21 protein-coding genes and 6 pseudogenes are annotated in these 20,475 nt (G+C 56.9%); all 27 read right to left on the bottom strand.

Annotation, left to right across the window (positions count from 1 at the left end; genetic code table 11):
- Nucleotides 1-306: phage tail protein I (locus ACMZI0_RS14330; protein WP_415673453.1), on the bottom strand; the 306-nt coding region annotated here is incomplete at its 3' end.
- On the bottom strand, nucleotides 299-1,402 hold the full coding sequence (locus ACMZI0_RS14335; RefSeq protein WP_415673454.1) for a baseplate J/gp47 family protein: 1,104 nt from the start codon (nucleotides 1,400-1,402) through the stop codon (nucleotides 299-301). The genes ACMZI0_RS14335 and ACMZI0_RS14330, both read right to left, overlap by 8 nt.
- 38 nt (nucleotides 1,403-1,440) lie before the next feature.
- Nucleotides 1,441-1,740 carry a GPW/gp25 family protein gene (locus ACMZI0_RS14340; protein ID WP_415673455.1) on the bottom strand — a complete coding sequence of 100 codons (300 nt, stop codon included), beginning with the start codon at nucleotides 1,738-1,740 and terminating at the stop codon, nucleotides 1,441-1,443.
- Between the two features lie 54 nt (nucleotides 1,741-1,794).
- Nucleotides 1,795-2,307 carry a phage baseplate assembly protein V gene (locus ACMZI0_RS14345; RefSeq protein ID WP_415673456.1) on the bottom strand — a complete coding sequence of 171 codons (513 nt, stop codon included), beginning with the start codon at nucleotides 2,305-2,307 and terminating at the stop codon, nucleotides 1,795-1,797.
- Nucleotides 2,307-3,475 (bottom strand): annotated as a pseudogene (locus tag ACMZI0_RS14350) (phage late control D family protein). Before ACMZI0_RS14350 ends, ACMZI0_RS14345 begins: the two are co-directional and overlap by 1 nt.
- Complete coding sequence (locus ACMZI0_RS14355) at nucleotides 3,463-3,675, bottom strand: tail protein X (protein WP_415673457.1); 213 nt, start codon at nucleotides 3,673-3,675, stop codon at nucleotides 3,463-3,465. The pseudogene ACMZI0_RS14350 and the gene ACMZI0_RS14355 overlap by 13 nt, the downstream one beginning before the upstream one ends.
- Nucleotides 3,675-4,553 carry a phage tail protein gene (locus ACMZI0_RS14360; RefSeq protein ID WP_415673458.1) on the bottom strand — a complete coding sequence of 293 codons (879 nt, stop codon included), beginning with the start codon at nucleotides 4,551-4,553 and terminating at the stop codon, nucleotides 3,675-3,677. The genes ACMZI0_RS14355 and ACMZI0_RS14360 overlap by 1 nt, the downstream gene beginning before the upstream one ends.
- Nucleotides 4,553-7,153, bottom strand: a pseudogene (locus ACMZI0_RS14365) (phage tail tape measure protein). Before ACMZI0_RS14365 ends, ACMZI0_RS14360 begins: the two are co-directional and overlap by 1 nt.
- Nucleotides 7,154-7,357: 204 nt before the next feature.
- A complete protein-coding gene (locus ACMZI0_RS14370) occupies nucleotides 7,358-7,672 on the bottom strand; it encodes a phage tail assembly protein (protein WP_415673459.1) in 315 nt (104 codons plus the stop codon).
- Between the two features lie 99 nt (nucleotides 7,673-7,771).
- The gene (locus ACMZI0_RS14375; RefSeq protein WP_415673460.1) at nucleotides 7,772-8,053 is read right to left on the bottom strand and encodes a hypothetical protein; all 282 of its coding nucleotides are present in this window, start codon (nucleotides 8,051-8,053) and stop codon (nucleotides 7,772-7,774) included.
- Nucleotides 8,054-8,055: 2 nt separating this feature from the next.
- Nucleotides 8,056-8,580: a phage major tail tube protein gene (locus tag ACMZI0_RS14380; protein WP_164079462.1), complete on the bottom strand. Its 525-nt coding sequence runs from the start codon at nucleotides 8,578-8,580 to the stop codon at nucleotides 8,056-8,058.
- Complete coding sequence (locus ACMZI0_RS14385) at nucleotides 8,577-9,995, bottom strand: phage tail sheath subtilisin-like domain-containing protein (protein WP_415673461.1); 1,419 nt, start codon at nucleotides 9,993-9,995, stop codon at nucleotides 8,577-8,579. The genes ACMZI0_RS14380 and ACMZI0_RS14385 overlap by 4 nt, the downstream gene beginning before the upstream one ends.
- Complete coding sequence (locus tag ACMZI0_RS14390; protein WP_415673462.1) at nucleotides 9,985-10,236, bottom strand: hypothetical protein; 252 nt, start codon at nucleotides 10,234-10,236, stop codon at nucleotides 9,985-9,987. Before ACMZI0_RS14390 ends, ACMZI0_RS14385 begins: the two co-directional genes overlap by 11 nt.
- A complete protein-coding gene (locus ACMZI0_RS14395; RefSeq protein WP_415673463.1) occupies nucleotides 10,236-10,715 on the bottom strand; it encodes a Gp37 family protein in 480 nt (159 codons plus the stop codon). The genes ACMZI0_RS14390 and ACMZI0_RS14395 overlap by 1 nt, the downstream gene beginning before the upstream one ends.
- Nucleotides 10,715-11,161: a gp436 family protein gene (locus ACMZI0_RS14400; protein WP_415673464.1), complete on the bottom strand. Its 447-nt coding sequence runs from the start codon at nucleotides 11,159-11,161 to the stop codon at nucleotides 10,715-10,717. The genes ACMZI0_RS14395 and ACMZI0_RS14400 overlap by 1 nt, the downstream gene beginning before the upstream one ends.
- Before the next feature lies 1 nt (nucleotide 11,162).
- Nucleotides 11,163-11,518, bottom strand: a pseudogene (locus ACMZI0_RS14405) (DUF2190 family protein).
- Nucleotides 11,519-11,528: 10 nt separating this feature from the next.
- Nucleotides 11,529-12,482 (bottom strand): hypothetical protein, encoded by a 954-nt coding sequence (locus tag ACMZI0_RS14410; protein ID WP_415673465.1) that lies wholly within the window; start codon nucleotides 12,480-12,482, stop codon nucleotides 11,529-11,531.
- A 13-nt stretch (nucleotides 12,483-12,495) separates the two neighbouring features.
- A pseudogene (locus tag ACMZI0_RS14415) lies at nucleotides 12,496-13,595 on the bottom strand (peptidase).
- A gap of 204 nt (nucleotides 13,596-13,799) precedes the next feature.
- Nucleotides 13,800-14,258, bottom strand: a complete 459-nt coding sequence (locus ACMZI0_RS14420) for a phage virion morphogenesis protein (RefSeq protein WP_415673466.1) — start codon at nucleotides 14,256-14,258, stop codon at nucleotides 13,800-13,802.
- A 2-nt stretch (nucleotides 14,259-14,260) separates the two neighbouring features.
- On the bottom strand, nucleotides 14,261-15,082 hold the full coding sequence (locus ACMZI0_RS14425) for a phage minor head protein (RefSeq protein ID WP_415673467.1): 822 nt from the start codon (nucleotides 15,080-15,082) through the stop codon (nucleotides 14,261-14,263).
- Nucleotides 15,063-16,551, bottom strand: a pseudogene (locus tag ACMZI0_RS14430) (DUF935 domain-containing protein). The gene ACMZI0_RS14425 and the pseudogene ACMZI0_RS14430 overlap by 20 nt, the downstream one beginning before the upstream one ends.
- Entirely contained in the window at nucleotides 16,551-18,074 is a 1,524-nt protein-coding gene (locus tag ACMZI0_RS14435; protein ID WP_415673468.1) for a hypothetical protein, read from the bottom strand. Before ACMZI0_RS14435 ends, ACMZI0_RS14430 begins: the two are co-directional and overlap by 1 nt.
- The gene (locus tag ACMZI0_RS14440; protein WP_415673667.1) at nucleotides 18,071-18,616 is read right to left on the bottom strand and encodes a DUF3486 family protein; all 546 of its coding nucleotides are present in this window, start codon (nucleotides 18,614-18,616) and stop codon (nucleotides 18,071-18,073) included. Before ACMZI0_RS14440 ends, ACMZI0_RS14435 begins: the two co-directional genes overlap by 4 nt.
- Entirely contained in the window at nucleotides 18,616-18,927 is a 312-nt protein-coding gene (locus ACMZI0_RS14445; RefSeq protein ID WP_032636386.1) for a hypothetical protein, read from the bottom strand. Before ACMZI0_RS14445 ends, ACMZI0_RS14440 begins: the two co-directional genes overlap by 1 nt.
- On the bottom strand, nucleotides 18,920-19,252 hold the full coding sequence (locus ACMZI0_RS14450; protein ID WP_415673469.1) for a hypothetical protein: 333 nt from the start codon (nucleotides 19,250-19,252) through the stop codon (nucleotides 18,920-18,922). Before ACMZI0_RS14450 ends, ACMZI0_RS14445 begins: the two co-directional genes overlap by 8 nt.
- The gene (locus tag ACMZI0_RS14455; protein ID WP_415673470.1) at nucleotides 19,249-19,902 is read right to left on the bottom strand and encodes a hypothetical protein; all 654 of its coding nucleotides are present in this window, start codon (nucleotides 19,900-19,902) and stop codon (nucleotides 19,249-19,251) included. Before ACMZI0_RS14455 ends, ACMZI0_RS14450 begins: the two co-directional genes overlap by 4 nt.
- Before the next feature lie 69 nt (nucleotides 19,903-19,971).
- Nucleotides 19,972-20,315: pseudogene (locus ACMZI0_RS14460) on the bottom strand (putative holin).
- Nucleotides 20,316-20,475: the final 160 nt, after the last annotated feature.

The raw sequence follows: 20,475 nt of genomic DNA on the forward strand, positions 1-20,475 counted from the left end.
GCCAAAGCCAAAACGGCGGATAATTTCCCGGATTGACCACGGCGTCCCTTTGTAGCGGTGCAGCTCGATGGCGGATTTGATAAGCGTGCGACGTACATCATCCGATTCCGCCAGCTCCCAGCCATTATCGCCGGTCAGCGAGAACTGCTCGCCCAGCCATGGCAGCGCGAAACTGTCGACGATATCGACGAGATAGACCATCAGTACGCCGAGGTCGATGCTGTCCAGTCTTGCGGCCAGCCTGCCCAGCGCTCTGAGGCTGATATCACCCTCAAGCGGTGGCGGGAGTTGTAGCGGCTCAGCCATCGGATACCCTGGTCATGTTGAGAGTGATTGCAGTGCAGTTTGCCCATTCGTTTTCTGCCACCACCTTCAGCACCGGTGTCACCAGTTCGACCTGATACACTCCGGCAACGGACAGCACGCTGATAATCTGACTGGGGACAATATCGCGCCCCAACGTGGCGGTACGGGGCGCCACCCAGTTCTGTATGGCGCTGTTGGCGTTGTCCTTTATCAAATTGGCATCCTGGTCACGATAGATAGTGATGTTGGCTTCAATGGCGTAATCCACCTGCACAGGCGTTTTAGCCCGCACGGTATCGGTGAGCGGCCTGACTTTTTCGTCCGAGCAGAAACTCTCAACCAGTGTGAGGATGCTGTCGTCCGGCAAGCCGGTACTGAGCAGCGGATACAGCTCTACGGTGCCGGGAACCGGGGAAAGCACGGCGACATCGACGATGTTGGGATGGGCCTGCATGGCATGAAAGCGGTATGCCATACGGCTTCCGGCATTCGTGAAAGACTCCGGGGCCAGTTTGATACGCTCGCGGAGCCTGTCATTGTCTTCCTGCTCTGAACCGCCAGAACTGGCCGCCAGATTGGTCACCTGCAGGTCGACATTATCAATTTCATCGAGCAACTGACTGACCTGTACAGGCTGCCAGCCGTTACCAGCGGCTCCTGGCTCGGTACAGGTGGCCGTGGCATTGACCAGCAGCAATCCGGCCTTCAGCACCACGTCAGTATCGGTGGCAAAAATAATGCTGTCCGAAGCGCTGACGCGAGTACCAGCCGGGATTAGCACATCAACAGCCAGTTCCTCATCCACAGAGAACTGGAGCGAGGTGGTGGCAGGCTGCGCGGCAAGGCGGTACACACCGACCAGTTCACCGAGGTAATCAATCATCGTCTCACGGGCAAAGGCGACCAGATTCTGTTTGGCCGCTTCCTGCGCTGCCACCCTGACCAGCATTTCGCGGTATGCCCACAGGTCAATCAGCAGGCGCTCAGCCTGAGCGGGGTACAGCGTCTTGCCGGTTGCGGCTTCGTACTGTGCAATCATTTCAGCCGTGATTTTGTCGGCATCGCGTTCAATAAAATTAGGTTCTGTCAGCGCCATAAAAGCTCCTGAGTCCGGGGCTGTCCGTCAGAGCCTTTTCAGCTCACCCGGAGCGTAAGATGTTCGCCGTCGACGGCGGGTTTGACCGACATAAGCTGGCAGCGAGGTTCCCAGCGGCGGATGGCATCGACGGATTCGCGCACCACATGCGGAATAGCCCGGTCGATGGGCCAGTCGATATAAAGGTACAGATTGCTGCCGAACTCCGGGCGATGCGGGTCGCTGCCGCGAGGAGTACGCAGGATGATTTGAATGGCCTGCCAGATATCATTCAGCCCCCGGACGATTTCGCCGGGGGCTTGCAGGGCCGGTTGCCAGAATACTGACGTTGTTTTCATGGGGGCAGTATTGCCCCTGTGCGGGAACGCCGATATTAAAGGCGTTTAAGAAGGTCAGTGGGAGTGGTGATTAGAGTTCTGGCCATCTGCGAATATGTTACCAGTCGCATGGGCACTCCCGTTGATTTCAAGGTTGCCGTTCACCGTGGTGGTGTCAGCGGTCAAATCAATGGTTTGCCCTTTCAGGCTAATCCCCACGGCAACTTCGATCACCACATGCTCGATACCGCCTTTAACCGTCAGCGTATGAGTCGCGCGGTTATAGCTGAACTCCGCGCCATCAGCGTATTTCGTGCCACGGACGTTTTTGTCGCTGAACGGAGGTTTATCGACTTCTGAGTACACCGCGCCCAGAATGACACCATCCTCGCCGTTGACATCGAGCAACACCTCAACCTGCTCCCCCACGTCAGGGAGCCAGTAATCCTTGTTGTCCTGGGTATTGCGCTGCAGCACGTTAAGCCAGTTAGTGCGCAGGTTATCGCACTCAGGCAGACGAACGCGGGCCTGGACCTTGTCGGCATCGACGGCGCTGACCGTACCGACCTGACGGGTGACGCCTGCCATTATTTCTTCTCCTTTATTACCGTGGATGTGCTGCCGTCCGGTTTATAGACGGTCAGCGTCTGAGTCTTGCCGGTCTTTTGCCTTTCTTAGCCTTGTCCTGAGTGACCGGCCCTCGTGCCACCTCCAGCTCTGTGGTGTAGCCACCGTTGCGGTCAAACGCATGGCGAGCAGTGGTTATCAACCATGGCCCGGATAACTGACCAAAGCCCACAAGTTCAATTTTGTTGCCTGCAGTCAACTGTGGTGTCCCCATCAGCGTCAGGGAGCCGTTCTGCTGGTATTCGTTATGACTGGCCAGCGCCGAATCCGCTTTAATCCGGGCGCTGTCCGGGTCGCTGACGCGGCTGTTGACCTTCAGTGAGTCGGCGCTGGTGACCTTGCCGCCTTTGGCCTGTTTGTCGCTTTCGCTGGTACCGCCGTCAGCTTCGTAGACGATCAGCTTTTTGCTGTTGCTCTTCTGGTGTTTCACTTTTGCGGACTTATAGACCCGATTGATGGTGTCGCGCAGGGAAAAGCTGGCCACATCCTGCGGCTTTAACTGCCTGACCGGCTCCTGACCGCGCAGCGTGGCCAGATGAGAGAAAATCAGCTGGTCGCTGACCACTTTCACGGCATAACCATACTCGCTGGCCAGTCGACGCAGGAAGCCCACGTCCGTTTCAGCATACTGGGTCACCCGGTCAATTTTGATGGCCTCAATGCTGCCCACCAGTTTCAGCTGATGCTTTTTGGCAATGCGCCCGGCGATGGCCGCCAGCGTGGTGCTCTCAAAGCCACGACTGGATTTTGTCCGCAGAGCGTTGTTGACCGAGGTGGCCACGCCCCGGATAGCGACAACGGAAGCGGGCGAAATCACTTCGATCTCGTCTATCGAGAACGTACCGCAGGACAGCAACTTCTCGCCCTGATAGCCCATCTTTAGCGTCAGCGTGTCACCCTTGCCCGGATACCACTTATCCAGCCAGCGGCCATCAGTGTCGTCCAGCTCCACCTCAATGGTGTCGGACTCGCTTTTGATGTTATCGCTGTAGGTCACGCGAGTGACATAAGGGGCGATATCGGTGGTGATGTTCTTCTGCAGATACCACAGGGTGAACACCGGACTCAGCACATCGCTGACGCCAGTCAATGCTGACGCAGCCTGTGCAGTGCTGTTTACCTCAGCCATGTGGCAATATCCTCTTCTGTGCTGGCTTCTTCAGCCTCTATAACCGGAATCAGTAACAACAACCCGGAGGGCAGCACCGGCGTAATGGCCACGTGCGGATTGGCGGCAATAATCCGGGGATAGCCCAGCGGATCACCGTAGTACCGCCATGCCAGAGAATCCCAGCGCTCCCCGCCACGGGTGACATGTTCAAGAAACATCACACACTCCTCGCCAGTATCCTGGCTGCCATGGTGCTTAACCCCGGCGACATACGGGTGAACGTGGTACTGGCGGAGTTAAGCTGTCCGGAAACAGCATCCAGCGCCGCTGCGATATTGCTGCCGTCCGCACCGCTCAGTGAAGACTGCGCCTGTTGTACATACGTGGCCGCATCACTGGTGGCTCTGGCCAGACTGATGGCTTCGGGCATGGATTCAGAGAGCGCATTAAACGCCGGAACGCTTTGACCTAACGCCCCGGACACGTTACCCAGTCCGCTCATCAGACCCGGCACGCGGGTCAGTGCGACGGCGGGGTTATCCTTCATTTTCTGCACCACCCGAACGGCGCTGATGGTGGTCTGGAGAACAGACTGCGCCTGTTTGGCATAATTGACACCGTCGCGGACGTACTGCGCTATCCCGGAAGGCGAAGGGACGGCACCGGAGACCGCCCCGACGCCGGGAACCTGCGTGCGTATCGCAGGAGGCTGTAGTGGTTTTTTCGGGTCGCCGATGTACTCCCGGAGAGACGCGGTGGCATTGACGGCCAGCACGTTGCCGGTGCTGTCGGTCTGCTCGCTGGTCGCAGTAACATCGGTAATAACGAACCAGCCGCGATAATCACCATTGCCGAAGACCAGCGCCTGATGGGCTTTCATGGCTGTTCGCAGTCGTGCCAGCTCCACGTCGGGCACACAATAATGCTGATGGAAGACCAGGCTTATCTGGATTTCGTCCAGCTTATCGCCGACAAACTGCAGGCCGGGCTTTCCTTCGATTCGGGCATGTTCGGCATAATCGACGCCGAATGTCGCTTCGAACCCATCCCAGTAGGTAATCAGCTCAAACTCAATATCACCCAATACCGCAAACATTATTCGTACCCCCGACGTTGTTTCTGAGCCAGCAGTCGCTCCAGCATTTTCTCCAGCTCATGCAGGCTCATATTCAGTGCGCTGGTCAGCCCGGCAGGTGCGGCAGTCTCTTTGCCATTGAGGTAAAACTGAGGATTAAAGGTGACCTGAATACCACCAGAGGTTCCGCCACCGGCTGCTGCTGCGCCACGCCCTGAATAACCTGCAGCCATGATTTCCGGCGACGGAAGACGGGGAACATCGGGGGTCATTTCGGTGGCGAGGCGCTGACTCGCCAGTGCGGCCAGTGGTGTGGTACGCTGCAGACCGATAGCGGCCCCCTGGCCTATATTGTCGCCAAAGCCCATAAATACGCGGCTCGGAGAGTGAATACCCAGGGTTTCTTTAAACCAGCCCGAAATGGAGTTGCCGAAGTTAACGATGGTGTCTTTCGCTGCAGACAGTTTATTACCGATGCCGTTAACGAGCCGATGCCGTTAACGAGGCCGCTGATCAGATTGCCGCCGAAGTCGGTAAAGTTTTTCGGCATATCGACGCCAAACCAACTCATCACCCCCGCAAAGGCTTTATAGAACAAGCCTAGTGGAGACCAGTTAACAATAAGCTTGCTGATCCCGATGATCCCGCCGTTGAAAGCTGCTTTAACATTACCCCACAAACCAGTAAACCAGCCGGATACGCCATTCCATGCCGACTTGATACCACTCCATGCACTAGTGAACGCAGAGGTTACCTGCGCCCACATTCGCTTAAAGAAGGCGGAGATTGGCCCCCAGTAGCGATAGATTAAATAAGCTGCCATGGCTACGCCGGTGATGATTAGCCCAATGGGATTCATCAGCAGCGCCCGACCAATGAATAGAACAGCGCGAGCAGCAATCATAATACCGCGAGCAAGACTACCTGCCAGAATGCTACCAAGTTTCAGACCGCCGCTGGCCAGTCGACTGAATCCAGTAGCGAGCCAGCGTAATTTGCCGCCGTCTCCGAGTGCCGTTGTCAGACGTAACCAGTTAGTACGCAATAAAACAGCACTTTTCCAGACGCTGACGAAGGGGGAAATAAGGAGATTCAGCCCCAGCTTGAGGCCAATAATCGCAATTTTAAAAGCAATGAGCGCAGTGATAACTTTAAAAGCTCCGCTGACAAATTGCGGGTGAGCGGCGATCCAGCGCCCGCCCCCCTGAATCAGGGGGATCAACTCTTCAGTCAATGAGATAAAGGAAGGAGCCAATTGATCACCGAGAATGATAGCCAGATTGCGACTGTTGACCATCAGAGCTTTGGTCGCTTCGAGGGGAGATGTCAGGCGCTGATCATACGAATTAGCCAGCATGTCCTTATCTGCAGCCTGCAGTGCACCAGCACGGATTTCACGATACCTATCCATATTGGCCAGCATAGGGCGGACAAAGCCCATTACCTGCATATCCGCAAACATTTCGCCCAGGCCAAAATTCTTAGCCAGCGCCTGCAGTGCTTCGTCTCTCGCTGTTTCATCCTGAATTTTCATTGCAGATTTAAAACCTGAAAGTGCTTCCGGGCTTTTAGCTTTCAGATACCGCTCAATGACACTCATCATTCCTTCGATTAGAGAGATGCCTGCAGCTTTATAGCTCTCAATGGAACCCTGCAGGTCAATGCCCAGATCGGCAAATTGTTTCTGGGTATCACGGGCAAATATTTTGGTTAGAAAATTTTTGAAGTTATTCGCCGCTTCATCGGTAGAACCTGCACCAATTTTCGCTATCTGCAGGCTGGCTCCAATTTCAGCTACCGCTTCTTTGCCGCTGGCCACACCTTCCATCATCGGAGCCAGTGACTGCATCCATTTGACCTGATCCGGAATTTCAAATGAACCCTGGTCACCGGCATAGGCCATAATATTTTGCACTGCGCCAAAATCTTTAGCCGCCCCCTTCAGAGAATTCTGCCAGACAGCTGCCACCTTGGCCCAGTCCTGTCCAGCTGTACGGGTCGCTGTTGCCGCACGGGCAATGTCCGGCATCAAATACCCAATATCAGACACATTATCGATGTTGTCGCTGATGAGTGAACCCACTGCATCCTGCATGTCATCCTGATACTGATTGTATTTAAGCGCCCAGCTTTTTATTTTTTCGGCAAGGCTGTCCCGCATTTTATCGTCATATTTTGCGGTGATCGACATATCAATCATCTTGTCTTTAAAAGACATAGACTGCTGAAAAAGACATAGACTGCTGAACTGCCGGGGAGACCGTATGATAAACGGTCTGTGCCATGGCATACGCCTCAACACCCTGACCATACAACGCCATGCGGTTGGTTTTTAGTGCATCACTGGTGGCTGATACCGCAGACAGACGGCGCTGCTGGCGTTCAACCTGCTCCATAGTTCGGCTGATCCGCAACAAGTCGCTGTTGAGACGCTGCATCCGGGAAGAGCCTAACTGACCATAACGTTCTGTGGCGCGGGTTAAGGCGTTCTGGCGCTCCTGGAGGCGGCGGGATGTATCATTCAGGGAGTCGAGGGCACGTCGGGTGCCGCTCACCGCTGAGCGGAAGGTGCTACCAACCATGCCACCAATAACAACACCAACGGAAAAGTTACTGGCCACGATGGGTATCCTCCGGGTCGGTATATAAAAGAAGAAAAGCCGGGAAAGTGTGGCTGGAGTATCGAAGAAAGAAAGCAGCCATTATCCGGCTGCTAAAATAATTAATCCCTGTCGCCGTACTCGCTTTTGATCTGCTCTTCAGCCTGCTCCAGCCACATTTCCAGATCATCAGTATCGAGGGCATCAATCTCCCCCGGCTGAAATCTAAACCACCTCGCCAGCAGCCCCTGTGCTTGCGTCAACGCCTTCGTCGCTCTCGCCCATCCCAGTGACGAGCTGAAATCGTTTCTGCAACTTCAGATAATCAGCTAAATCCATATTATCGAGGTCTTCCGGCAGAATGCCGGTACTGCGGGCAATCAGCGGTTCGTCCCAGTCAGCCGGGTCTTTACTGATTTTGCGTACCTGCTTCAGGTCTTTGACTGTGAGCCGCTTCAGCTCAATTTGCTCAACACGAACACCGGAAGCGGTAGTAAAAGGGTGCGTCAGGGGGAAAACTGAAGATTGTGTCTGTGACATTTTCATGCTCCTTTGTAAGTTCAGAGCAGTATGTCGAATGAAGACAGGAAGATACTTTAATGGGGTTTACTAACGAAAGGGGCCGAAGCCCCTGTGATATCAGTGAGTGCGAAAACCCTTGCAGTTGCGCAGGAACGCAATGAGTAACGCTTTTCCTTCGGTTTTACCGATGCCGGTGAACCAGTGGTCGGGTGGCGTCCAGGCTTCAATCAAATCAGCCAGCTTACGGGCCTTTGAACGGGTACAGTCAATCGGATCATTGGTTTTACGGGTATTAAAAAGGTTTTCCACCCCCGGAATATCCAGAATGGTGAACCAGGTACCATTCCCCATGCCGATAGAACCGCAGTTCCCGCCTTTGTCTTCAATCTCGACGGTCACCGTCAGCCCCCGATATTGATGCGGTAGTCAGTCAGCTGGTCAACACCGCCGACGCGGAAGATGTTGGCCAGATAGTCCAGCTCCAGCAGCTCTTCACCGTCCAGCACCTGCTTGATGTACGTGCAGGTGAAACTGCTGGAGAACTCGGCGTTCTCATGCTGTTTGAATGTCCCCAGCGGGTTCTTCTTGAACATGATCGTCAGGAAGGTGACCAGCGGAATTTCATCAATCAGCCCCTGTGAGCTGTAGCGCTGCACGCTGGAGCGGCACTGCAGGGCCAGCGATTTATACGGATTAGCGGCAGACAACATGGCGTCGCGATAGAAGCTGTTCCACTTGATCTCGCCTTCCATTTTGTCGAAGCCTGCCGGGAGTTCCACCTTGCCCACCATCCCCAGCGCTTTGTGCTCCTGCATGGTCATGGACACGTCAGGGAGTTTGACCTCCTCGGCCCGGCCCAGCAGGTTAGCGCCATCCAGGTAGATGTTGGCATTGGTGATGCGGTTGATCTCAATCTTTGCCATCAGCTATTCCCCTTCAGGGTTAAAAGGTATTCCGAGGTGATCTCGGTCTCAAACGTCAGTCGCTCCAACGGCGGTGGCGGCGTGTATTTGTAGCTCAGTAACAGGTGACCGGCAGCCAGCTCCGTCTCTTCGTTGCGGGCCGGATCAAACCAGCATTTAAAGCCCAGCAGCGCACCGTCGCCAATCATCTTACGACCATAGGCGTTGACTGATTCCGTCAGCGCATCAATTAGCGCCTGGGTGATGGGCATATCTATGTACTGCTGGCTGAAGTAGCGCAGGGACTCGTTGATAACATCACCGGTGCGGCGAACGTTCTCAAAGTTGCGCATATGGGTCACCGTTGGCCACGCGGCAGTGCGGTTCCCCCACAGACGCAGACCGCTGCCGTAGCCGCTGAAGACCGTGGTGATGCCCTGTTCGTTAAGCAGGTTCACCTCGCTCTGTGGGTCGTCAATCATCGCCGACAGCTGGCGTTCCACACCGGTGATGCCCATGATTTCCTGGTTGGATGAAGACCACCAGTAACCCTTATCCAGGTCAACTTTGGCACGCAAACCTGCAGCACGCTGGCTCAGTGGCTCCAGCCGTTCGCTGTTGGTGGCCGCGTCGTACACCTTGACGTGCGGATAACACAGACGGACGCGGTCGGAGCTGGTGTTGAAGTTGATGGTGCCTTCCGGGCCACGCCCCGTCAGCGCCTGCGCAAAGGTGGTGCCAATTGGAGCGTCGATGTAGGTCACTGCCCCCAGCTTTTCAGCCATGGCGATAAGATCTACCGAGACGCTGTTCTGGGTGCAGAACACCAGGGCAATCAGGATTTTGGCGAAGTAGCCAAACAGGTTGAAGCTGTCGTTAAGCAGCTTCATGCCGGTACGGTTGCCCGCCGCGTTAACAGCCCCGATGATATCAGCCGGGGTGACTTTGGTCGGGTCAGCATAGTTATAGCTGGCCGTCGCGGTTGCGCCCGCCGCAATGCTTTTGCCGAGGCTGGTAATCACGCCGGTCTGCGCATTGAGCGAGTAGTCTTCACCCTCGACGTAAGGCTGACCATCGCTGTCTGGTTTCAGCACCAGCTGCGCGACCACCGGGTTGGCCAGTTGCGCTTTGCCCGTAGCTTTATCGAACGTCACATCTTCATCGGCCACAGCGGTTTTATGTACAGCCGGATCAAGCACGTTAATCACCAGAACGGTGCCTGCGCCATGATCGTAGATAGCATCCAGCGCCTGCGGGATGGTAAAGCCGGTAAGCTGGCTGCCAAATGCCGCCGCATCCTTCTCAGATAGGCACTGCACCAGCGTATTGACGTCACCCATCGGGGCGGTACCAATCACGGCAGACTTCACCGTCTTAACCGGGCGGGCGCCGTTTTCCACCCCAATGGTTTCGACGCCGTGCAGATAGTTAGCTGCCATGGGAATCCTCCGTTTTCACATCGTTGTCGCCACCGTTCTTGCGCTTTGGTAACTGCGGAGCCGGTGTGCTGGCGGGTTTGGTTTCTTCAGGTACCGGCGTCAGGTGCTTCAGCGCCACCAGAACCGTCACATACTCATGGTTCTCTGGCAGGGAGGCGTTCTTCCCCGGCCAGAGCAGGATTTCAGTTCCGTCGCCCAGCGTGACGCCGCTGGCCGGGCCGGAATAGCGGTGTTCTTTCATCACTCGCTTTCCTCATAGTTCACTTCGGTTAACAGCGGGCCGGACGGTAAATCGCTGTCTTCGATATCGCTGTCTTCGATAAAGACGCTTTCTGTTGCAAAGTCGAGGGCGTACTGCCACAGCCCCTTGACCTCACCGATAAACACCTCACGGGTAAGCCAGATACGACGGCGGCAGTTCGGCGGGGTGTAGCCGCCGAGGATGCGACGGATCGCATCCAGGACGTCAATTGCACCTCTTTTACCGTTGAGCTGGCGGAAGACCACCGTCACGCACAGCTGGATAGTCTGAGGCTGGATCACCGCACCGATATCATTCGGCTTGTCGAAGCGCGAACCGGCATAGCTCACCAGCAGTGCCCCAACCGGATGATTCAGGCGATATTCAGCCGGTTTCTCCGGGAAGTACTCCACCTGCAGCTGCGGCAGTTTCTCGCGTAACCGGGCCAGTACCGCATCAAGGACGGGCAGAACGTTCATCAGTATTTCTCCAGCAAACCATCACGCCCGCCAAAGGTGGGGCGGCGTGCCCGCGCCCGGATTTCACCGGACTCAGGCACATCTTTCTGTGTGGACTGCAGCCCCAGCGTGAGCTTTCCATCGCGTATAGCCTCCAGCTGACGCCGGGCCTCTTTGTTGTCATCCTTGACGGTATCGGGCAAATCACCTTCAGGACGGCGGGCATATAGCCGGTAACGCGAAAGCGTAATGGCAATGTCCCGCAGAACTGTGGGTACTTCTGCCAGCGGCAGGGTATAGCGTCCGCGCAGATGGGCATCAATCAGCTCATCTGCATAGCGGATACAGCTGTCCACCACCTCGGCTTTCACCGTCGCAGGCGAGTCGAAGTCCAGTTCTTCGTTGGTGAGCTGGACTAGCGTCCGTTCCGGTACCTGCTCAAGCAAATCCGCCAGGGTGCAGTACATGTCACACCCCGCGCAGGATGCGGATAACGTCGCCTGCGGCCAGCACCTCATCCAGCGCAATCCCGGCAGAGATACCCGCCGGTGTATCTTCCGTCGCAGCTACCTGGGGAATGGCGCAGGCGTTGGCATCGGACTGGACGTTCTGGCCTTTTGTGACAGCCGCACCGACTTCGACGGCGACGATACCCAGAACGTTGACCGGCGTTAAATCACCGGCAGCGGCATCGACTTCTCCACACCAAGTGCCACGGCTCCGGCCTGACAGGGGGCGTTATCGGCCCCGACAAAACGCTGCTGGGTTAGCGCCGCACTGGCCGTCACGGTAGTGGTCAGAATGACTTGCTGAGTGGTACCCATGACCGTCTCCTTATTTCACGATGTTGCTGATGAGATACCCGGCATCGCCACCGACCACGGCGACTTTGTAGATATCGGTATAACGGCAGTACTTCACCTTGCCGCCGACGCCGTCGTATTTGTCCGCCACCGGCATCCCTTTACGGCGCAGGGTATAACCAAACGATGGTTCGTTTTCGTCAGTGCTGTCGGTGCCCGGCTGGGGTTTGCCGACGTAATGCAGCATCAGGTTATCGGCCCAGATATCGGTCGGGGTTTTGTCCTTGTTCTGGGCATCTTTCATGGAAGCCATAGATACCGGTTCGCCGATCACCACATCGTCCAGCTGGAAAAGGTCTTTCAGAATTTCGATGGTGATGCGCTTGCGCTCGTTGGCCCCAATCGCGGCCTGGATCGCCGGGTGGAACTTCAGCAGCGACATGACGCTGGCCCCCATGGTCATCAGGTTTGGGCGCAGGCCGGTTTTGTTACGCACGGCCTCGATGCCACCTTCAATAATGCCTATAGGATCACCTTTACCACCGACCCAGCGTTCAGCTGCTGCCAGCTCTTTAACGGACGACGCCGGGTAAACCTTTTTGTCCTGGGCCAGACGGGCCGCATACAGTTCACGACGCAGGTTGACGCCGCTGGTAACGCGACGAATGGCCTTGGCTTCTTCGTTGAACATTGACTCTGCCTGCTCCCGGTAGTCCACCGGTGCGGCCAGGTCGTGCTCGTTGAGAACCAGATCCAGTTTGCCGGTCTTCTCACGTACAAGGACGTTACTGTCAGCCCCTACGGCACGCTCGGTGTCGTACTCCACAAAAGCCGATTTACCGAAGGTCGGCACGCTCACGCCTTCCTTGTCGGTCTGGACAATCGGGAAGATGTGCTCGCCGATGAACGCGGCATTTTTATAACCGCGAGCGATGCTGGTCAGCACCGGATCAACGACGCGCTTACCCTTTAAATAATCAGACATGCTCTCTCCTTAATTACAGGCAGCGTGAGACAGCAGCGTCGTAGCTGATGCCTTCTTTTTTTCGACAAATCCAGCGCTTTCTGATTGCAGCGCCAGACGCTCTGGATCGGCTTCAGCAAACTCTGCTGAAGACGTTGAAACACCCGTATCCACACGGTCTTTGGTTGCGTGCTTGCTAAAGTTCAGCACCGGTGCAGCGCCATCCAGCAGCGTCTTGAACGCCGTGGCAAGCGGTGTGCGGGTGTCGCCTTCGGCAAATTCCACGGGCTTATCGCCAGCAGAGACCGCATCCAGAATGGCGACAACAACGGGCTTCGCTGCCGGGGCCAGTTGACCGCCGCTTACCAGCTTCTCAGCGTAGGAAACGTTGTCAGCGTGCAGCTTCTCCTGCTGACTCTTCGCATCCAGCTCGGCTCGCTGGGTGGCCTCAGCCTTCAGGCGGGTGTTTTCCGCCTGAAGGGCTTCAATTTCTTCTTTGGTCATCGTGTCGTTCTCTTGTTGATGGTTGGGGTTTGGTTCGCTGAAGTCCGGCCCTGCCTGCACCGGCTCGCGGTACGCTTCTTCGCGGAGGGAATCAACCTGCCATGACGGAAGTACCTTGTCGGTTTCATCCAGCCCGAACTGGCCGATCAGAAAGTCACGCAGCCGTCCCCAGAGAGAGGCATTGGTGATATCACCCCAGTCGGCAAACTCCACGACGCCTTCTTCTTTCTCACCAAACGAGACCTGCTTCAGCCCCTTAATGGAAGGTGGCTGTGCCCCCAGAAAACCGACGTGGCGAAGGTAAAGCGTGCCGGGTTTCGGGTTATTGGGTGAGTCCGGGAGATAGAACGAGGCTGAGACTTTCTTGAAGCGCCCGTTGCCTACCAGCTCGGCAAACTGCGGGTCGAGCTGTTCAGGCTCAGCCAGCAGGTCAGCGCCGCTAAGTGACAGGGATTTCACCCAGCCCCACGCCGGGTCTTCCGTTTTGGGGTGACCAATAACGAGCGGTGCTTCATGGACGGACGGATCGTAGGCTTTTACGCAGGCGGCAAGGTCGCTTTGCGTGAACGGCAGTTTCGTGCCGTGCATGTCGGTATGAGTACCGGCTTTAAGAATATGAATGGCTGACATTTTGCTGTCCCGCGTGATGTTGTCGGAGACAGTTTGTGGAAAAGCCGCGAAGAGCGCTTTTAATCTGCTTTAGAAAAAATAAGGGGGGATATGACAGATAGAGGGAAGCAGGAGTGATTAAAGCCGTAAACGAGGGGGCTGTAAACCTTTATAAAGGCTCCGGGGTGGGCAAGGTGGTAAATCGCCCGCCCCGGAAGGTTAACATCAGCGACGGGCCGCAGATTCAAGATGACGCACAATCGTACCGAGAATGGGAACGACCACATCAGACTGCAGCTCACCGTCCCCTGTCAGCGGCAGGAACGGGCGGGCCGGAAGCTCAACGGACTCATTGCGCCCCGTTTTACCACCGAACTGGTGAATCGGCCCATAAACGACGTTAGTGCCAACCGCTGCCTGCCTGTCGTCATGGTCTGTTGATACTGACCCCATCAGTCGCCCGGTGAGTTGCAGTGTCTGACCATCACGATCCTGTGCGGCGAGTGATGGCATCCATCCCGGACGGCCCTCATCCAGAAAGTTAAACTGCGTTTCCGCCAGCAGGGTTCCTGCGATTTTACGCATCGCAGGCTCCAGGTCTGTGGCGGCTAAATCCCGCGCCCGCAGACTCCGGCGCAGGGACTCATCGTTAATGGTGATGTTGACCAGATTATCGGAAGCCATCGTTATCCTCTCAGTTCCTGCTGTGCCAGCTGTTGTAGCGTGCCCTGATAGCGGGCAAGGTCAGGACGGTAGGCCGCGCCCGGCGCATAAGACCAGCCGACGTCGGTGGCCACCTTCGTGGTACCGGTGTTGAAGGTGGCGACGTTCTGCATCTCGCCGGTTTTCTCCGACACCAGCTTCAGTTCCCAGCCCATAGCAGAGCCTGAATTCACCACCTTCAGACCACGGGCGCGCACATCTGCCGCACTCAGGGCAATCACGCCGCAGCGGCAGCGCCAGCCGTTCGGCGGGTAGAACGCCTGCCAGAACGGGTCGTCATAGCGCAGCACCAGACCGTGCAGCATCAGGTGGCTCTTGCGGGTATGGCTGTCGTTGATGCCGGTATACATCCAGTATGGTCTGTCGTCGACGTTCTCCATCTGTTCGGCCCAGCGCCCGGCGCTGTAGAGCACGGACATATTGGTGCGAAAGATGGTGTCGAGCCGCCACGGGCTACCCTGCTGGATAGTCACCGGTTCACCCGTCACCGGGTCGGTGGTGTCACGCGGCCCCCACCATCCCTTGCGCTGCAGCTCCGGCTCCAGCTCCTTTCGGAACCAGCGGTCTGTCTTCCCCTCGTCCAGCGCTTTCTGCAGGGTGCTTCGGATATCCTCCAGAATATCGAGGCGCGTCACTTTGGCTACGGTGAACGCGCGGGCATGGGCCTCCTGCCACATCTCCTCCCAGTCCCAGGTGATTTTATACCCTTTGGATTTCAGGTAACTGATGGCCCGCTTCGGGGGCAACGTCATGCAGTACGCCAGTTCAGCCGTGGTCACGCTCATGCAGACGCCCCCAGAGTGTTGAGACAAACAGGATACGGGCCAGCCGCTCCTGCAGGTCATCCGCGTTCATCTGCGGGTACAGTTCGGCCAGCGCACCCAGCAGCTCCGATGGGTTAACACCGCCTTCAACCTGCTTAAGCAGCGGTGCCAGCACAGGCTCAAGCACGCCGTTTAACGAGCCACCGTTCATCAGAATATCCAGCGCATCATCCAGATCCTGCTGAGCCTGAATATCGGCATCAATCGCCTCGGCGAACGACAGCGGCAGCGTGTTGTTCTTCTGGCGTTCTGACGGCGGCGTCTCATCAATATCACCGTCCAGCAGCTGGTACTCGCGTTTGAAGTATTGCGGCGTGAAGACCACACCGGCGCGGCTGAATTTCTCATCGCGGGTGGCCTGCGTATCGTCGACCGTTCCCTGTTCCCACATCTTCCAGACGGGGCTGGCCACATCGCCAAAGTTCAGCGAGACGGCCTGACGGATGACCTGATTAACTGCACTCACCACAATCTCGGCGTCGGCATCGCGGATATCACTGGTGACTTCCAGCCCGGCCTGCGCCGAGGCGCGGTTACTGTTCGCCTCGGTGGTCTGGTTCTGCCCCAGCAGGGCAATAGAGATTTCACTGCGGGCGAGCGTAATCAGATTCTGGTAAATATCGCTGCTGTCGGCCTTGCCTGCTGCCTCTTTGATTTCAATGGAGGAATCGTCAGGAATAGCCGCCACGGCGTCTTCGACCATCGCCTCCATCGAGGTCAATCTCACCCTGCGCCGTACCGCGTGGATGCTTGCCGATAACCCACGGCGAACCGAATTTCTCGGCAAAGCGCACCCAGAATTTCATCCCGCCTTTCTTGAACGTCACCGGCCAGAAGCACATCGACAGGTCGGGGAAGCCATACGGATTGTCGTAGGTCGCATCCTGACGCGGCACCACGAACTTGTTCAGCGGTACGGGTTCGCCCTCCAGCCCGGCGTCTTTTGCACGGAAGCGCAGCAGGTTGTCGTTGTCGAACTGGAACCACTCGGGTGGTTTGCCCACGATATCGGTGATGGCCCAGGACTTAACCGAACGGCCCCACATGATTTCGCAGGGCTGATATCCGTAGAGCACGGCATCAGTCATCTCGCCGATGATGCGGGAGATATCGAGATCGTCGAGCATGTCGTTAATAAAGCTGAACACCCGCTCCGGGGCATGACCACGCTCAAGCCCACGCTCCAGCGACTTCACCGCCGCTTTACGCCTGCGGATACAGCCACCAACCAGCGGGTCGGTACGCAGCTCGCGATAGATGCGAATATCACGGCCCTGTGATTTGAGAATAGGATCGGGATTGGGCAGGTACATCCCCAGACCGAAGAAGTCGATGGAGCGGTTGCGTGACGCAATCTGCTCCGTAAGCGTCTTATTCGGCTCTGCAAAGCTGACAAATTCATTGGGCGAAACCCAGAGACCACGCGCCATCAGTAACCCTCCAGCATACGGGCCGACTGGCGACGACGGCGTGAGCTTGCCTTCACCGGCCCTTTGTTAATTTCACGGCTGGCAAAGTACGCCAGCGCCAGCGAGATAGCTGAATCCCCGTGGCGTTTACCACTGTCCGGTTTCGCTTTTGATCGCTGTTCCGGTACGCGGGGAACGCCGTTAACCACCTGAACGGCCCGCAGGTCATCCAGAGTGTCTTCATCCTTCGGCAAATCAATCAGGTTGCCATCCTCCAGCGCAGCCTTGACCGGCGGCATATGCTCGCGGTACCAGCTCTCAGTAGGCATGACCTGTTTCACCCGGCTGGAGCCGTAGCGCTGCATGGCATACTCCGCCAGATATGGGCCGTTACCACGGGCATCAAGTGCCGCGCCCATCAGATTTGGCAGACCATCCATCAGGTACCATGTAATTTGTTCCTGCTGCTTGAACGGCACATTACGCAGCTCCATCACGAACGGTACGCGTCGTACCAGGTTCTTCTCCTGCAGTAATGGATAGTCCACCGACAGGTCACCGCTACGGCCAAAGTCACGCCCCAAAAACGAGCGGGCATCAGCGGGGAGCGCCTCCAGCAGCGGCTTCAGATTCTCATCCAGCCAGTCCTGCGTTTCACTGAAGCGCTCTGCATCGGGCTTCAGCTCGTAGCCCTCCGGGCAGGTCAAACGCAGCACCGGCGTATCGGGTGACATACGGGACTCAATCAGAGCGCGGGACAGCCAGGCACCGCCGCCGTTGGCCGGGATACAGTCAAGCTCTTCGGATGCGCCGGTACCGTAGAATTTGTACACCGACGCCATCCACGCCTGCTCAGTGCCCTGCGTCCATTCCTTCCCGGTTCGCAGACAGACACGGTGAAATAAACCCTGCGCAACGGCTTCTTTGAAGGCAATTCGCTGTACGCTGCCCCCCTGACGTCCGGCACGGATATCGCCAATAAGCGTATTGAACGGGTTGTCGTCACCGTCATGGGTGGAGATAACGCGCACCTTGCCACCCCAGATAAGCATCGCCAGCGCTGCTTTCAGCAGTTCGTCCAGTTGCTCATGGAACGCGGCCTCATCAATAACGATGATGCCCTGACGGCCACGCAGGTTAGACGGGCGACTGGAAAGTGCGACAACGCGGAAGCCGGAGTCGGGAAACTTGATGGTGTAGGTCTTGATGTGCTTGTCGTCTTCGTCTTCTTCCCAGAAACCTTCTTCAATCTCGCTGGCGGCGTAGTTGAATGCCCGCGCCCACATGGCGCAGGCCTGGATATACTCGACGGTCATGTCCTGGTTATAGGCAATGTAATAGACGTTCATGCCACCGGCAGGTGCTGAAGAGGCTGCTGTCAGCACGTTATCGGACGCCTCTGCCCAGGTAATACCGGTACGGCGGCTCTTCTCAATCACCTTGAGCGGGGAGGTATCTGCCACCCAGCGCTGCTGGTAAGGCATCAGGACGGCAGGCACATCCAGTGCCGATGTATCAGGCAGAACGGGAGCAAGCTGACTCATGTGGCAATCCCCAGAATTTCACGTCGTAGCGCCTGTACGGCATCAGCAGACAGGCCACCCTTGCGGGCAATCTTCTCGGCGTTACTCGCCGCCAGCCGGGCGCGGTCACGGACTTCGCTCTGAAATTTCTTCAGGTTGACGGAGGCGCGGGACAACGTGGCCACGTTTTTAGCAACCTTGGACAGCAACGCCACGCGCTCTTTGGGGTCGACTTCGCCTTCTTCAGCTTCCTGCAACTGGACAATACTCTCGAACAGCTCGGTCTGGATCAGGGCGATGACGGCTTCCGAACGCGCATCCTGATCATCAGCAGCACCTTCGGTCAGCATACGGGCCGCTTCGGTGGCCGCACGGATGGCACCATAGCGGCGCTCAATCTTCTGGCCATAGCGATGGATAGCCGATTTGCTGATGACGTAACCCCGCTCACGCAGCAGGGACTCCAGCTCGGAATAGCCGCTGAAGCCGGATTCATTCAGCGCCCGCTCAAGCCAGCGCCGCACGTTTTCCGGCAGCTTATCTATCGTGCTGCGTCTGGCCATCATTCACTCCAGTACTTTTCCGGGCGGGCAATGCCGGGGCCGCATTCAACGGTATATTCCACCAGGTCAACACCGAGGCGGGTCAGATCGGCAAACCAGTCGCCAGAAGGCTTCTTCTCCAGATCAACCATCTTGCGGTCAGCCAGATAGTCCAGTTCCCGACGCAGCTCAAGATGCGTGGTGTCCGGGTAGATGGCGCGGGATACATCCAGCAGCAGCGTTTCGCTGGCGGTATACGGGCGGGTTTTGTTCAGAGCGACCAGCAGACTCCAACGCAGGGATTCCCGGCGCACGCGGGCGATATCAACCATTTTTACCTCCGGTAATACGGTACTGTTGTACCACTTCCAGCTTGTTATAAAGCGCGTCCAGCTTGGCTTCGATGACCGTCTGCCCCCAGATATAATCCTCGCGGCGGACATAGTTCAGGGGCAGTTCCGCACGGAATCGCATAAACTCTTTTTCCAGCTCACCCCAGTTGGAGGCGGACTGCTGCAGCGCCTGCTCAAGTGACGCAAACCGGGCAGCCTGACGGTCTTCTGCCTTACCAAATAACCATTTGGCGATGCCGCCGATAAAGCTCAGGAAGGTGATGAGAAAGCCCACCACCGTCCAGAATTCAACCTGCAACGTCATTTTTCTAATCCTTCTCGTTCGTCCAGCAGCCCGTTTATCTGACTGCGCCAGACGCGGCACTGCCTGGCGTTGTCGATGATGTTGGCGAGGACGTCACGCTGCGAGACGCCTGGGTTGCGTAACCCGGCGTCAGGGGCTTCAGGAGGCCGGGTCGCTGTGCCAGCACTGGAGATAGCGGCGGAAGCGCTGCCTGTATGACCGGTGTCGACGGATGCGTCGTCATATCCGAGCGCGGCGTTGTACTGGCGCACGAAACCGCGAGTAAACACGCACTCAATGGGATGGCTCTTGCCTTTTTCATCAATCCAGCGCTGTGTGACATCATCAATTTTCTCTTTAAGTTGTTGGTTCTGGTTTTCAAGCTGCGCCACCTGCTCAAGGTAATTCGCCTCTGCCTGATGGCCTGCGGCTACCTGCTCCTGATAGCGTTTAACCCAGGCCCTCAGCGCGGCGTTCTCCATCTCCGTCTGCTCACGGCGGTACGTATCGAACTGCGACTGCAACTGACTGAGTGAGGCATTCCCGTCGCGCTCTGCGCTGTCGTGTCCCTCGCTGTAGCCCCAGCGATAGAGGCCATACAGCACGCCCGCAACAGCGGCGGCCAGCGAGCTGCCACCAGAAGCTGTATTTATCGTTGCGTGGTTCGCCATGCTTAATGGCTGTTACGCCCAGACCGAGGGCCAGCAGGATGGTGAGTGTGATTTGAGGCCAGCTCATGGTTACAGTCCCGTGGCCACAGCCAGACAGACGGCTGCAACTATCAGAGCACGGCGGATCAGCGCGGCAGAAAACACCAGGTGAAGACCGGTCTGAACCGGGAAGCGACCAGACGCCATCAGCGTTTCATCGTGCTTCAGGTACTGACCGGGGCGGGCTTTAGGGAACAGTGAACGGTCAAGCCAGTAGCCCAGCACTGCTGCCAGCGTGATGAGTGACAGCTTGTAGACCACCACCGGCAGTTGCTGCGGCGATACCAGACCGATGGTACCAAGCAGCAGCACAGCGGTCAGCCGCTGAATCGGGGCTTTTTAACAGTGGGAATGATTTTCTTCAGGTTTTTCATGGTGCGTCTCCTTGTGTAGTGGAAACAGCATCACAAATTTCGGGGGAAAGGGATTTTAAACGGCGTTAATAGTGAGGTGATGGGCAAAAATCGCATGATGGCTTTGAAAGAACGACCAGCCCGGTGCGCTAACACCGGGCTGGCCATCAACCCACAGATA

Origin of the sequence: Symbiopectobacterium sp. (genome assembly GCF_047692315.1) — a bacterium.
In the GTDB taxonomy this organism is placed as follows: Bacteria; Pseudomonadota; Gammaproteobacteria; order Enterobacterales; family Enterobacteriaceae; genus Symbiopectobacterium.